The organism is Flavobacterium sp. 140616W15 (assembly GCF_003668995.1).
GTDB lineage: Bacteria > Bacteroidota > Bacteroidia > Flavobacteriales > Flavobacteriaceae > Flavobacterium.
Window position 1 is genome coordinate 1,253,018 of record NZ_CP033068.1, and the last position, 15,671, is coordinate 1,268,688.

General features: G+C 31.7%; 12 protein-coding genes and 1 pseudogene. 12 read left to right on the plus strand and 1 reads right to left on the minus strand.

Annotation, left to right across the window (positions count from 1 at the left end):
• Positions 1–33: 33 nt before the first annotated feature.
• The 11 genes from EAG11_RS05445 (at position 34) to EAG11_RS05495 (ending at position 12,627) form a co-directional block, all read left to right on the plus strand.
• The gene (locus tag EAG11_RS05445) at positions 34–1,086 is read left to right on the plus strand and encodes a hypothetical protein (protein ID WP_129538263.1); all 1,053 of its coding nucleotides are present in this window, start codon (positions 34–36) and stop codon (positions 1,084–1,086) included.
• A 30-nt stretch (positions 1,087–1,116) separates the two neighbouring features.
• Complete coding sequence (locus EAG11_RS05450) at positions 1,117–1,605, plus strand: DUF4280 domain-containing protein (protein WP_129538264.1); 489 nt, start codon at positions 1,117–1,119, stop codon at positions 1,603–1,605.
• A 10-nt stretch (positions 1,606–1,615) separates the two neighbouring features.
• Entirely contained in the window at positions 1,616–3,982 is a 2,367-nt protein-coding gene (locus EAG11_RS05455) for a hypothetical protein (protein WP_129538265.1), read from the plus strand.
• 14 nt (positions 3,983–3,996) lie between these two features.
• Entirely contained in the window at positions 3,997–4,251 is a 255-nt protein-coding gene (locus EAG11_RS05460; protein WP_129538266.1) for a hypothetical protein, read from the plus strand.
• A gap of 3 nt (positions 4,252–4,254) precedes the next feature.
• Positions 4,255–4,872, plus strand: coding sequence for a hypothetical protein (locus tag EAG11_RS05465; RefSeq protein ID WP_129538267.1), 618 nt, complete (start codon positions 4,255–4,257; stop codon positions 4,870–4,872).
• Complete coding sequence (locus EAG11_RS05470; RefSeq protein WP_129538268.1) at positions 4,866–5,126, plus strand: hypothetical protein; 261 nt, start codon at positions 4,866–4,868, stop codon at positions 5,124–5,126. Before EAG11_RS05465 ends, EAG11_RS05470 begins: the two co-directional genes overlap by 7 nt.
• Positions 5,127–5,132: 6 nt before the next feature.
• On the plus strand, positions 5,133–5,729 hold the full coding sequence (locus EAG11_RS05475; RefSeq protein WP_129538269.1) for a hypothetical protein: 597 nt from the start codon (positions 5,133–5,135) through the stop codon (positions 5,727–5,729).
• A gap of 24 nt (positions 5,730–5,753) precedes the next feature.
• Positions 5,754–5,948: a hypothetical protein gene (locus EAG11_RS05480; RefSeq protein ID WP_129538270.1), complete on the plus strand. Its 195-nt coding sequence runs from the start codon at positions 5,754–5,756 to the stop codon at positions 5,946–5,948.
• Positions 5,949–5,964: 16 nt separating this feature from the next.
• Positions 5,965–6,843, plus strand: a complete 879-nt coding sequence (locus tag EAG11_RS05485; protein ID WP_129538271.1) for a hypothetical protein — start codon at positions 5,965–5,967, stop codon at positions 6,841–6,843.
• Between the two features lie 535 nt (positions 6,844–7,378).
• Positions 7,379–11,341: a Dyp-type peroxidase gene (locus EAG11_RS05490; protein ID WP_129538272.1), complete on the plus strand. Its 3,963-nt coding sequence runs from the start codon at positions 7,379–7,381 to the stop codon at positions 11,339–11,341.
• Between the two features lie 368 nt (positions 11,342–11,709).
• Positions 11,710–12,627 (plus strand): alpha/beta hydrolase, encoded by a 918-nt coding sequence (locus EAG11_RS05495; protein WP_242499347.1) that lies wholly within the window; start codon positions 11,710–11,712, stop codon positions 12,625–12,627.
• Between the two features lie 18 nt (positions 12,628–12,645).
• Here the strand turns inward: EAG11_RS05495 and EAG11_RS05500 are convergent.
• A pseudogene (locus tag EAG11_RS05500) lies at positions 12,646–14,102 on the minus strand (FAD-dependent oxidoreductase).
• Positions 14,103–14,497: 395 nt separating this feature from the next.
• On the opposite strand from EAG11_RS05500, the gene EAG11_RS05505 reads away from it, so the two are divergent.
• Complete coding sequence (locus tag EAG11_RS05505; protein WP_129538274.1) at positions 14,498–15,586, plus strand: hypothetical protein; 1,089 nt, start codon at positions 14,498–14,500, stop codon at positions 15,584–15,586.
• The last annotated feature ends 85 nt before the right edge of the window (positions 15,587–15,671 follow it).

Here is a 15,671-nt window from a genome sequence, read left to right on the forward strand (position 1 = left end):
TACGACAATAAGAAGCCACAAATACAATAAAAAATGAAATTAATCTATCTTACAAAATATCCTATACTAGAAGGAGACACCCTAGAGAGTGTTGCTGAAAAATTAAAAATTCAGACAGAATACTTAAAAGAGGTACACAATGCTAAGGCTGGATTCTGGGATAAAATAAGAAGAAATAGGTTTCCTAAACACTTGACTGAAATTTATGTTTATTCAGATGTATTACAAGGTCAATCGCCCGAAAAATTGGTGCAAAGAGAAACAGGACGCAATCTGTTTCCTGTTAGGTTTTATGCCCCAAAAACCTATGGTTATACTTTTGAAAATTATGAGGGAGATCTTCTAAAAAGCAAGATTCATTATGAGGTAGATGTCGTTTATAAAAAAAATGATTTTAATTTTAAAATAATAGAAATAAATCGCAGACAAGTTTATATAAATCAAAAAATGCCTGACGTTGCAATAGAACAGCTTTTAGATAAAATTGCCCAAAATATCTTCCCTATTGCATTGGAAATTAGTAATACGGGAGAAATAAAAGGAATTGTAAACCATAGTGAAATCAAAAAACGCTGGATCGCTAATAAAGAAGAACTAACACATTATTATAAAAAAGAACAGTCGGATACTATTATAAAAAAAGCAGATCAGTACTTTAATAACGAAAAAGTATTGCTGAAAATGCTGTCAAAAAATTGGTTTTTCAATCTGTTTTTTAAACCTATATATGGTAATTATCCTGAAAAAAAAGAAATTCAATATACGGAAAAAGTACCCTTCTTGTCTAAGAGATTACTAGAATATGAAATAACACAAACTCTGAAAAAATTTTATACAAAGAGTGGTAAGTTGATTATCAATTACATTGGTAAGGTATTGGAAAACAGGACTATTGGTGAAGTTTTGCAAAATAAAACGATATTAGAAAAAGACCGCCCTAACATTCAAATTATACAATCTGAGGGAAATGTACAATACAAACTTAACAGTTCTGATAATAGCATATTTTCTATAATAGGAACTTTTAGTACCAAAATGAGCGATGAAAAAATAAACAAGGTTCAGGTAGAAATATATCAACAATAAATTTTATTTGAACCTATAAAATAAAAAATTATGGCAGAAAAACACGTAGTTGTTCATGGAGCTACTTGCCTATGCAAGTTTAGCGAAGCTCCTCAAACAGATGTTTTACAGGTTAAAACGCACTCCAAGCATTTTGGAAACGACAAAGATGGGGGCAAAAAACTCATTGCTACTACCAAAGAAATCGGGCAAACCCTAGAGGCAAATACCTTTGGTAAATGCAAAAAACAACCGACAGCTTTTGGTTACAAGCCTTGCCAAGCTGTAATTACAGAATGGAGCAGTTTTTATGAAGAAGTAGTTCTCTCGAACAAAGGAAAAATCTTGCTTGAAGATAGTAAAGCTTCATGTCCTATAGGAGGACCAGATTGTATAAGCATAAAAAATCACGGGCAAGTTGCTGAACTAAATAAACAAAATATAAAAAATACTAGTCCTGAAGTTGCAACCGAATTATTTCCTGGCTTTGATTTAGATGCTTCAGAGAATGATATTTTAAAAATACCTAATGATTTATAATACAAATTAGATGGAAAAGCAAGTACACATCATACCACAAAAGGTCGAAGAAGGACAAAAATATGATCCCAGACTAAATAGTTTAGTACTAAAAAAGGCAGGATCTTTTACTATAACAATAAAGGAAATAGAGGACTTAAAAAAACAAAAGCCCATAGCACCTAAAGCCATAACCGAATTATCTAAGGAAGAATATAATAAGCTAAACAAAACCGGAAGATGGAATTATGATGTTGATGTACACCAATATAATATTGACGTTAAAAAATACAGTGAAAAACTAAAGTTGTATAACGAACGTTTAAAAAAATTTGACGACTTAAACTGGACTTGGCAATTAGTTTATAATGGGGTAGATCCCAATAAAATAACGCCTAATGTTGCTTTTAAAAAAGGCATTCATGAGCGTATCTCATTTCCTAAATTATTAGAAGGAGGAGGTATTGCGTGGCTCGAAGCCTGGCATGAAGAAGAAAAGCCAAAAGGAATAGCTCCCTTCGGGATGTATGTGCAAGCAGAAGGGGTTTCTGGGATTGTTCGTACTGAATGGACTGATTTAAGATACAATACTATTAATGAAAGTACAACAGTAGCTTTAGGATCTAAGGTTATATTACATATTTATACTACTGGACTTTATGGTCAGGAAGTCGAGGTACATTTGGTAGATAGGAATATATTTACTCCTAATGATAAACTAAGCATATCTGGGGAAGATTTTTTTACTCGTGAGGTGAAGGTTCATAAACTAAAACCTAACGATAGTAATAAAAAAGGGATATCAGGTGTTTTAACAATAGATAACACCCAAATAAATTATGCTCAAAAAATAGAACTAGAGGTAGTACTTGATAATGCTTGGATAAAAACAGCTGGAGACGATTTAAAAATATTTCCTATTGTAAAATCTATAAAAACAGGAGTTTTTTTTACTGATTTTGGTAGGAGTTATCTACAAGTGAGTACAGATAAAAAAAGCATAGTACTTGATGAGCTGCCAATTCCTGCTACCAATATGCCCTTGATTGTAGGGAATGTTGAGACTAATGTAGCGTATTTTGATCATTGTAAGTATACTGCTATTGAATTAGAATATGAAAAAGGGGCAAAAACAGCAACTGTAGAAATATTTAAAGAAAACCCTAGCGTACTTTACAATCCCAATATTGAGATAGGATTAATCTTAGGGTCTGAGCCTAAAAAATTCTCAATCAAAGTGGATAAGGATAGTAATACCGATGAATGTAGATATGTAGATAAACCCAAAGATCATGGGAAAAATATTTTTACTTTCGATAAGTCAAAATTGCCTAAAAACATAAGTATTACCAAGCACGAGCCTAAAAGTATCGAAGGGACAGCTTATTTTGAGTTTGATCTTGTCGATTTACCCAAGTATTTTTGGTTATCTGAAAATAATTCTAAGGCGATATCCAAATTACCTATCACTGCTGCTACTTGTAGGCACAAACACAATATTTTATTAAAAGTGGTGCCTGAAATAGAATGGACAATTAATTTCATGTATAACACACCAGACCCTATCTGGTACGGACAATCTGAACCTACGTATGATATCTATGGTACAGAAAAAACTGCTGTAAGAGATAATACCACCATTGGTGATATTAGAGATAAAGGAGATCGAGTTGCATTGGCTGATTTAAAGAGAGAAGAGAATATAGACAATAAAAATGCAAGAGAAGGAAAGAAAAAAATAACTACGAATGCCAATAGACATTTTGGAGATGCTAAATCAAACTTCGGACTATCTGTAAGAGCGGTTTATGACGGTGGTAAAAGCCAAGAATTGAGTTTTAAATTTGCCGAAGAGTACCGCAAAACATTGTCTATTATAAAATCTATTTATGATCTGGTCGATAAAGTAGCTGGAGCAAATGAAGCAAGAAAAGCATCTGAAACGTTGCCTCCTTCTTTGGCAGGAAGAAGAAATATGATGAGTCTTTCTCTTTTACCTCCTTCACCCTCTGTAGGAGTAGGCTGGAAATACAATACGCTAAATAATCAATTGGGTATAGAATTAGCAGCGAGAGCCAAAATAGTACCATTTATAGGAGGAGAGCTAAAGATTGATGTACTGGCTCTGGCTGATAAAATACCATTGTTTGGCAAGTTAATAACAGTACTGGATTTAGCAACCTGGTTGGCAGAAAAAATATCGAGGGATGCCTTAAGTATAAATTATAGAATAGACCTTACTTTTTATGCTAATCTCGCACTAGAAGAAGCTTTTATAAAATACAATACCGCCAAAGCAAAAGGGGAAAGATTGGACGCTGACCTAAAAATTTCTGGAACTTTTGGAGGGAAATTGGAGATATCTACGGAAGTGAAATTTAAAATAAAAAAGAGATAATTGTTGAACCTGAGATGACTTTCGAAGCAGGGATTAAAGGGGATTGTTATTTTAAAATAACAGCAAGTCCAAATGCCGATTATGATAACATGATAGATTGGACTACCAAATTTTCGGGTTTAATTATTACAGGATATGTTAAACTATCTTATAAAAGTAAAAGAAGTAAAGATAAGTCTAAAGTATTGAACCCTTTGACATTGATTCCGAGTTACACTGGAACTCCGATCAGTATGAAATTCGGAGAAGGAAAGGAAAATAATTATTAGAAAATGAAAACAATAATTTTAATATTCTTGTTTATAGTTAGTACAGGAAGTTGTCAAGAGAAAAAAGAAAATAATGCAAAAAATAAGGTAACAATGAAGAAAACTCCAATAATATATGGTATTGATTATGATATTCAAAACCACTTCCAGATTTTAGTAAATGATGATCTTGTAGCCCAAAATTTTGAAGATATAAAATCAAGTGCTTTTTTACCTATTAATGAATATTTACTTTCAAATAAAAAAGCTATTTTAAAAGTAAAGTTATATAAATCTGCAAAAAAACAATATATTACTAAAGAGTTGTATAAAAATTTTAGTTTAAAAATAATGTTTTGTAAAAATAATTTATTTGAAGGTTTTAGTCTTTTGCAAGAAATAAGTATTCCTAAAGAAATAAAAGAAGAAAGTTATATTGAATATACATATTTCTTGAATGTAGATTTTGATAAACTTAACCCTATTTTGGGTTGGTATTCGTCTAAAAATTTAGCTGAAAATGAAAGTAATTTATTAAAAGAAGTTCAAGGATATTATATAAAAGTATTTAATATTTTGAATTCTGGATCTTATAACGATTATTATAAAATTATTAAAAAAGAGAAGAAGAAGTTTTGTTAGCCTATTTTGATGCTCCTGAAATTTTACAAGAACAGGACGATGAAAAAGAGAAAGTACAACAAGCAAAAGGATTAATGAATTCTATTGACTTTAGTAAATATTCATTGAAATTTTATGGAGATGGAAGATTAATTACTTTAGAGGATAAAAATGGAGATTCTCCTCTTTATTACGAAGATAAGGATTATAAAAGGATTTTTGGAATACTACTCCATCGTCCAAAATCAGGATCACCATTAGAAGTTATTAGATAAAAAGTGATGATATTAAGGTGCTTATATGATAATTTTGTATCTACTTTATTTAATGGTTATTTATTATATCAGTATTTACATTTATGGTTTAGTATAAACCCAGACCCCATAATCGTAGAAACTTTAGCTGTTTTAATTTGTTTTGAATTTATCATGGTTCATTCAGCAGTTTTTATGGCTGTTTTTCAGAAAAAGCTTTCAATATTGTTTTTTGTAATAGCATATGCACTTTTCACCTATGAGTTTAATAAAATGCTTCCCTTGCAAGATAACAAGATAATGATTGCTTATTTTACTGTTGTTCTTCATAGAATGCGTTTTGCATTTTATAATATAAGCAAAAAACAGCAAGATAAATTATTAGGATTTTCGGGATTGGCAGCTATAATATATATATTATCGATTGGTTTTTGCATTGTATTTTCAAATTATCTACCGAAATTAATTTACACAAATGCATTTTTGAATGAAAATAATTTTCATCACAATGGTTTTGATCTTTCAAAAGATTCTACTCTTATAGCAACAGGTAGTATTTATTATTCGTTATTAATTTTTTCTATTTTGTATAATGCATATTTGGAAAAATATCATGGTAATTAATTAGGGCACTGAAAAGTCCTTCAAATGAGTAAAATAAAAAAAGAGCAAAATATAATGTTTTCACCCTTTTTTAACTGTTATAAACTCTCTGTAATTACTTCAAAAAGATCAAAAAGTGATAATGAAGAAAAAAGAATGGATCCTCTTACACTAATTCCAAGTTATACAGGTACACCAATTAGTATGAAATTTGGAGAAGGACAAGAACATAAATATTGATATAATTAAAAAGAATATGAATAAATTGATTTTAATTGGCTTGCTTGTATTTAATATAGCAAGTTGTCAGAATAAAGAAAATACTAATACTATAATTAAAAAAAGCAATATAATGAATGATCAACCCATATATACTCTTAAAATATCTGTAGCAAATCCTTATGAAACGTATGTAAATGACATGCCTGTTGAAAAAGATTATGAAAAAGGAAGTACTAATACGGAGATTCCAGTAAATGATTTTATTTTGAAGAGTGGTGTACAATTTGTAAAAATAGTTCTGCTACCAGAAAAAGGAAAATCAGAAGTAGACAAATCAGGAATAGATTATGTAAATGTTAAAATTTATCAATATCCTCATGGTTTGTCAAATATGTCTTCTGAAGATAAGGTATTAATAAAAGAATTTAATTTAAGTGAGTTTAGAGAATCTCCTGTTATTTCCAAAGAAATACAATTTGAAGCTCGAGTTCATTATGAAGTAAAGGGATGGTCTGAATCTGCTGATTTATCTAAAGAGAATTTGAATGTTTTAAAAGACGAAGTATTAGATAAGTATTCAGAAATTAAACAAACATTGAATGAAGGAGATACCCTAGGTTTGTCAAAAAAATATCAGAAAAGAAATGAAGAAATTTATACCTCTTTATATAATGATATTACATCTATTACAGAGGACAAAAAGTGGATGCATGAAAGGATCCTAAAAAGTAAAGGAAAGATGATTCCGTTTGAAAACTTAAAAGTTGTTTTCTATGCTAAAGGAAAAATTGTTTCATTAGAAAACTTGAATCATGAATCTCCTTTAATTGCAAACATTGACGATAAGGAAGAAGTTTATAATATACTTCTCCATCGTCCAAAATCAGGATCACCATTAGAAGTTATTAGATAAAAAGTGATGATATTAAGGTGCTTATTTGATAATTTTATATCTACTTTATTTAATGGTTTAGTATAAACCCCGACCCCATAATCATAGAAACTTTAGCTGTTTTAATTTGTTTTATTTTATTTGCTGTGTAACCAGTAATGCCAGAGGGAAACGACGGAGAAAGTGCTTTAAATTATTTATTCTATTTACCAAAGGGGAAAACTGAACTAGGAATTTTTTTAAGATAAAAAAAAGGAAAATTACAGAAGAAGAGATGTTTTTTTTGTTTAATATATTCAAGCAGTGTTAACTACACTAATTACTGTATTTGTTTTTCTGAAGCTCCATTACGGACAATCAATTATTTTTTAAGAGAGACTTTTTTAAGATCTCTTTTTTTTGTTTTGATAATTTCAATGCCAATAGTTTTAATTGTTTTTGAATAAAAGACTAATGCTTTTAATCTAATAATTTGTAAAACAAGTATTTGTACTTGTTTTAGAGTCTTCAGATACTTTTATATTTGATGTCTTAACCTACTAACCTATTATTGATTATGGAAGCATTAAATTTTGAAGATCGTTTTAAAGAAGTGTGGAAACACTGTCAGAGAGGATTGGTTTATCCGTCTCCTTTTGCTATTTTTTCTACTTTCTGGATGAAAGAACCTTTTACTAGTTCAGAATTAGCCCTTTTGATGGCATCTTTGCGTTTAAAGATTAACACAGATAAAGCGCTTAGTAATAAAAACACATCGGTTATTTTGGGAGTGTCTTTTGAAAACTGGGAAAGGATTTGCAAAGAGGAAGGAAAAACTATTCCTAAAGGGATGAAATTAAATTATCCTAAGAAATCCAATCCCAACCAATCTAGGGCTTTTAAGGAATCTAATGGTGTTTTTAATGATTCAGAAGCAGATATTTGGTTTCATATTAAAAGTGATAATGAGGATGCTTGTAAAATAGTGTTAAACCTTATTTTGACTTATTTAAAATCGAAAACGGAAAGATATTATGCACAGCCAGCAGCTTCAAAATCAAGTAACGAAGATGGACATGCTGGAAAAGTGTTAGGATGTCGTTTCTCCGAAAACTTAAATAATCCTTCTGATCCAGTAACCATTGCCAAACATACTATAATTGGTTGTGAAGATATTGAGCATCTTGGTGGATCATTTGTATTGGCTCAACGTTTTTTAATCAATTGGAATCAAATTAATGCTATGACTGAAGATCAAATTGAAGATTTGATTGGAAGAAAAACAGATGATACTATTATTCCTGATCGCGATTCTCGTTCGCATATTAAATCAGCTAGAATACAGGATGAAAACGGAAATACAACACCAATACTTCGTTTAGGACTGCCTTTTGGGAGAGCTAAACAATCGAATACAGGTTTTAGAGCACCAAAATCTGTAACAGTTTCTGATGAAGAAGGAATTTATTTTGCTGGTTTTTGCAAAGAGATTGGTATTCTCGAAAACATTATGAGAAATCAGATTGGTTCTGATAAAGGTTTTATGAATGATCGTTTGTTTAATAATTTAAAATCTGATTTGGGAGGTTTTTTTTATATACCAAGTGTAGATGATTTGGAGTTGGATACCTTGAAGAATTATTCAAATGATTTCTCTTTTATGGAAGATGGTGATTGGTCACGATTTCCTGGTGTAGATTGGACTCGATTGGATAGACATTATAAAAATGCTTCTGAAAATGGTTTGATGTATTACAGTCATCAGAATTATCTTTTTACAATGGCAACAGGTATTCATAAAGGCAATGATTTTTTTACCCAACCATCTAAAAGGATTTTAAGTTTACTAGAAAACATATTTTCTTTATGGCAGGACAATTGGTACTTTAATAGAAAACAGGAAGAAATCAAGGAAGATATTCAATATTATATCGACCAATATAAAGGGCAAGACAAACCTTCTGAAATTATGAAGGAATCTATCATGGTTAGAAAAGGTTGGGCGATTCGTTTGAGTCTGCAACTTTTTAGTTCTGCGGATTATGGTTTTAGAGGTAGGAGAATAAGATTGAAAAACGGTTCGTTGGTTCCCTATTCTTCTTATTTAGAAAATAAAGGAGAAATTATTTATGGTTCTGATACTTTTAGAATTTCTCCAGAAGAGATTATCGTGGGTGCAATGCCTAATCTAACATTGGGTGAAGGGCGCTATGTGATGAAATACTTATCAGAAGCGGAGCGTCTTGAAGGGTTTTTAGGTAATCTCAGTGAAGCTTCGGGAGTAGGGCATGTAATTCCTAATTTTGAAAAAGCCTTAACAAAAGGTTTAAAGGGTTTAAAGGAAGAAATCCTTGATTATGAATCTAAAGCAGTAACGCAGGAGAAAAAAGATTTGTATCGATCTGCTTATTTGTCTTTGGAAGGGATTTCTGAATATTTCCTCAACTATGCCAAATTAGCTCGAGATACAGCTGCTAAAATGAGTATAGGACAACAATGGGAAAAAGAAAATCTGGATTCTATTGCATATCGAATGACAAAGTTAGCTACAGAAAAGCCAGATAGTTTAATTGAAGCTACTCAGTTAATTTTTACACTTCACAGTTGTCTTCATTTAAATGGAGAGCCAACTGCAATAGGTAGAATGGATCAATTGCTGCAACCTTTTTACGATAGTGATATTATCTCTGACGCTATCTCTGAGGATGAAGCGCAGGAAATCATAGATGCTTTTTATATCAAGCTAGATGAAAAAGTACAGCAGAACCGAATCTTTATGGAAGATCATCAACCTTTTGGTAATCTCGCCATGGGAGGAAGTTCAGGGCCTTATCCTCAAGGAGCTTCTTTGGGACAATGGATTCAACAAATTACAGTAGGAGGAACAATTGCAGATGGTGAAACTGATTTTGAGTCTACAAGACCTGCCTACAACTTTATGACTAAATTATTTATTCGTTCCTCAGGTCGTTTGCCACTAAACGCACCCTGTTTGTCTCTTAGAACCCGAAAAGATATACCTGAAGAACTTCTGGTTGAAGCCGCGCATGCTGTACTTTCTGGAGGTGCACATCCTATTTTGTTAAACGATGAAAAGATTATAAAGGGATTGTATCACAGTGGTGACAATATTGGTGGGTCATTGAGTCAGGAAACTAAGAGTTGGAATCCGTCTGTTAGTATGAAATCTGCACAAAATTATGCTTGTGATGGTTGTTACGAGCCTCAATTTCCAGGTGAAAATTGGTTTTCATTAGGTGGTTTTTCGACCTTGCAACCCTTAGAATGCGCTTTAAATCAAGGAAGAACTTATTCTTCGGCAGGAGAGACTTATCTTTTTGGGCAAACTGTTTCTCTTAATTCGAAGCCAGCCGATCAGATTAAAAGTTTTGATGAGCTTGTAAGGATATATTTTCAACACTTCGAATTATTGAACCGAAAAGCATTCGATGGGCAATTGAGAGGTTATGGTAACAACACTAAATTTTGTCCGTCTCCAATCTTAAATGTTCTTATGGATGATTGCTTAGCCAAAGGGCAGGATTTTTATAGTGGCGGGGCAAAATATAACATTTATGGGCCTTGTTACATTTCATTGAGCTCTACAATCAATTCGCTATATGCCATAAAAAAAATGGTGTTTGATGATAAAAATGCCGTAACAACATTAACAGAATTATTGGAATGTTTGTGTTGCGATTGGGGACATAAAATGACTGAACCATTTATTAGTAACTTGGCAGGCGAATCTAGAATTGCATCTCGTTCTGAGCGCTTCAAACAGCTTAGAGACTTTGCTTTAGCATTACCTCGTTATGGTAGAGGTCATAAGGAGATTGACGCTTTAGGAGATACTATTGTTGAGAATGTTGCCAAAATTTCGATGCAAACTTTTACAGAACCATGGTCACAATTATATGCAACCTTAAAAGATATGACTTCTCGCTTTGGTTCAGAAGAGTTCCCTTTTGGAATTCAAATTCAACCTGGTGTAGGAACATTTGAAAACCATGTTGAAATGGGAGCTTGGAATGGGGCCAGTGCTGATGGAAGACGATTAGGTACAACTGTAGCTTCTGATTTGAGTGCGATGCCTAGTCCTTCAGATTTACCCATTGAACATCAATATGCTGGTTTTGAGGAATCACTTGCAGGTTTTGAAGGCGTAGGAAGTGAAATGATGACTGATGGGGCACCTACAGATTTTAATATTGATGAAAATTTCCCTGTAGAAAAACTCATTAAGGTAATGAAACAATTCAGCCAAGGACAGTCTTCTAATATACTGACTGTTACTGTCGCCAATCCAACAACTTTTAGTGAGGCGGTAAATTCGCCAGAACAGTTTGATTTATTGCGTGTACGTACTGGTGGTTGGACAAACTTCTTCACTTCGGTTTTTCCAGTTGTACAAGAACAACATCAAAGAAGACCTGTATCTACTCCAGTGAATATTCATAAGGAAAAGAAGGCTATGTCAGGATGTCCTTTCCATCATAAAAAGGAACAAGCTGAAGTTGTTGAGGAAGAAGAAGAATAACTTTAGCCATACAATAGCGAATTGCTTTATACATAAAGTTTGATTCAAACTTCATGGTTAATTTCTAAAAGGAAACCATCTCAATACATTTTGAGATGGTTTTTTAATTTTATTTAATTATCTAATTAAATTTGGTTCAAAAGTACTATTTTGGCTACCTGAATACTAATTTTTTACTTAACTAACCATAAACCCACATCAATGAAAAGAGTACTATTAAGTCTCATTACAATTTATTTTATAAGCATTAACTGTTGTGAAGCTCAAAAAAAACAAAAGAAAACCAGATAGATACTGAGTTTTTTATTCCAATTGAAAAATCAAATCTTTATACCCGTGTTGTTGGTAATCCAGAAAAGCCTATAATTATAACATTACATGGCGGACCAGGAGCTTTTTCTGTAGATCATGAATTTTTCAGAAATATATTCGAAAAGGATTATTTAGTAGTTTATTTTGATCAAAGAGGAGGAGGAAAATCTGATGAATGTAAAGACAAATCGATGCTTACAACAGATCAGTTTGTTAAAGATTTAGATCAGGTTGTAGATTATATAAAAGAGAAATATCCAAACAAAAAGATCAATCTTTTAGGTACTTCTTGGGGTGGAACATACGGCTTTTTGTATTTGATAAAACATCAGGATAAAATTAATTCATTTATTAGTAGTTCTGGATTTGCGGATAGTCCACAAAGAAACTCCGCGTTGATATCACACGAGCGTAAATTGGCTAATGAACTTTTAAAAAGCACTACAGATTCTGTTAAGAAAAAAAGATTTACAACAATTCTAATAAAATTAGACGAAATTGAAAAAAGTGGATTCAAAAATTTCTTTAGCGACATGAATCTTATAAGATATGAATTTCCAAAAGATTTGGGGTTTGATGTTTATTGGGCTAGACCAGAATTAAAAGAAAAAAAGGATGAGTTACTTAAAGATACAGCTTTTTATGCTAGAGTAAAATACACTCCTGAACTTCTTGAAAAGGCAATTGAAAAGCTAGAATACATAAACGAAGTTTTTATGAATACGGAATCGTATAATAATCTGAATATACTTAATGAACTTACAGTAATCAAAAAACCTGTATTAGTTATTCAAGGAGAATATGATTATGCAATTGGAGTAGAGCAGGGAAGAACAATCTATAATGCGCTCAAAAATATTCCTAAAAAAGACAAAGAATTAGTATACCTAAAAAATGCTTCTCATAATACGCCATTTGAAGCACCAGAAGAATATTATGGTGCAATGAAAGCTTTTTTCAAAAAACACAACTAAAAAAAATAATCAAACATATTAGATGTTTTTTTTCTTTGCACAACTTCCTCTAGGTGAATTACCTTCATGAAGTACAATTTCAGAATGTAGAAACTGTGCTGCCTCAGCAGAATCTTTTACTTTGGTGGCACTACGTTCTAACATTTCTGATTCAAATTCAGTTAATACAGTTGCTCTTAATCCTGTTTTTCTCCATTCTGATAATGGGCCACATTTTTTTGAAATTATTCTTGCTAACATCAGTGCATCTAATAATGCCTGATTTGCTCCCTGTCCTTTAAACGGACTCATCGGATGAGCAGCATCTCCAATTAGAGTAACTTGCCCTGCTTTGTTAAATAGCTCAGGTTTAAGTAATTCTCGGTCATACACGGGATAACCTGAAATTTGAGCTTCTAGTGTTGCGGCAACTATCTGCGGAATTGGATTATGCCACTGAGTTCTGCGACAAGCTTCTTTTTGAGTGCTTGAGGTCCTTGAGCGCTTAATGCTTTAGCTTCATCTTCAGACATCGGAAAGCTAAGTTGCCACATCACCGAGTCTGCTGTATAAGGCATTATGTAGATTCGTTCATTACCATTGGCAGTTTGAAACACAGTAGCTGAATCTAATAAAGTACTTGTAAGACCTTCAAGAGCTTTTAAAGGACAGATACCTAATATGACAATACAGTCTAGATACCGTAACGGAGTAGGATCTTCACCAATGAGCAATTTTCTCACAGAACTGCGAATACCATCGGCTCCAACTACAAGATCAGCCTTTGAGTTTTTTATTTCTCCATTTACTTGAAATCTTAGATTAATACCTTCGTTTTGTGTTTCTTTAAAATCTATTAATTGATGTCCCCATTGTACAGCATCGTGTCCGCCAAGTTGTTTGAGTAATGCTAAGCGTAAAGCTTGTCTTGCGACATGTATGTTTGAACGTTTCGAAGATGTTGTTGCTTCAGGTTCCATCCATTTTCGGAGTCCCCATTCTCCTATAATTTTTCCTTCAGTAGTATGAACCACATGTTTTGTTGAGGTGACACCTTCATCTAAAGATTGAATCCCCAATCCTCGAATGGCTTTACTAGCTTGTTGTAAAGTTAGTCCGTAGCCTTGAGAACGCGCCTCGAAGTTGTTATCACGTTCATAAAGGGTGAACGGGATGCTGCGGTGCAAACATGCTGTAGCTAGTGCTACACCACCAATGCCGCCACCAATAATAGCAATGTGAGGGTAGTTTTCTGTATCAGCTAAAGGATGGGCAGTAGAAGGAATTAACCCTGATCCGGAACAGTTTAAACAAGAGTAGAGGTGTCCTTTAGGAGGTATAGGAGCTATTCCTTCTTTTGTTTTTTCAAATTGATCTAATGCTTTTTGGTAGTTTATTCGTGCTTTCTTGCTAATTCCTCGGTTTTTTTTACCTCGTCCTTGGCATTCTTGACAAATAGTCCAGCTAGTTTCTTCTTTTTTCACTTTTTTCTTTATTTTACTTGATCTTAAATCCCCTTTGTAAGAAAAAAATTAGTCGATACAATTGATGCTGAGTCTACTGATAAAGTAGTGTTTTATCTTTACTACTTCAGATGTAATTTAATCTGAGAAATTTATAACTTAAATTATTTGCCGATTGTGGCAAAGTGCAAATTTATGATAAAAGATTACTAGTGCAAAAAAAAAGTTTTTTTGAATTGATTTTCATTAGTAGTTTTCTAGGTCAAGATTAAAAAAAAAACTTTTTTTAAAATTCATTGAAAGAGACATACTGATATAAAAAACATATTACTATTATTAAGCAGAAAATACTTAGATAAAATTCGCATCTTTGAAAATGTAAAAGCCTTTAGGAAAATAATATTTAAATAATAATACGATAATAATTGATGGAAGAAAGTTTAAAAAATTATGAGAAAAGTATAGATAAAAAACATGGTTTTGGTTGGACACCAAAATATGAAGAAGAATTTAGAACTAACTTAAATGAGAAAGTATTTGTATCAATTGCTGAAAAAACATTTGAGAAGCTAAATTGGGATTTAGTTTATAAAGAAGACAAAGTCATTGAAGCTAAAAGAAAAGAAAGCAATTTTGGAGTTGAAAAATGGACTGAAGCTATTTCAATTAATTTTAGTCATGGAAAAATTATTGTAAAAAGTGAATCTTTAGGAAATGAAATTTGGGATAACGGTAAAAATTCAAAAAGAGTTAAACTATTTATCCATGCTTTTAAAGAGATTGAAAAAAGTTTTGACAGAGAATCACTTGAAAGGCTAGAAGTTGAAATTGATAGAAAAAATAATTGGGATGATTATTTAATCCCTGAAAATCTTTCTAGACCCAATGAAATAAAAAAAGCAAATTTTACAATTCTATTAATTGGTGGTTTTTTGATTTCTGTCGTATTAGCTTTTATTCTGGCTCAAATATCTGTAATCGGAATGTATGTTATTGTTTTAGTTGAATATGGAGTTGCCTTAGCAATTGCTTTTTCATTAAAATGGTTAATAGAAATTTCTAATTTTACGGAATTGAATAAACTTAGATATTTACTTATTGGAATAATTATTTTAACATATTTATTGAATCAATATTTTCAATATGAAATAATTATAAGAGAAAATAATTATGACAGAATAGGTTTTTTAGAGTTCATTAAACTTCGTTTAGAGGAAGGGTTAATTATTAAAAAAACAAATACAGGTTGGATTGGATTAGTAATTAGTTGGATTTTACAATTTGTGATTACTTATTATATTGCCTTATTAAGGTTGATTTCTAATGTTGCATCATATCAATTGAGAAGAGTTCCTGTAGATGTTATTGATTTCGCTTTTTATCATTTTGTGAAAAATAAAACAGAAGGAGAAGTTAGAAAAGAATTATCTCAAAAAGGTTGGACTGTCAGACAAAATCAAGATGAGGTTTTTGAAGCCATTAATGCACTTAGCGAACTTAAACAATTAAATAGATAAAATAAATAATGAATTTTAGTAATAGTATTGTTCGAGTAAAAATGCTTGATATAGAGTTAAATAGACTTTTAAAAAAAGTAAAGAT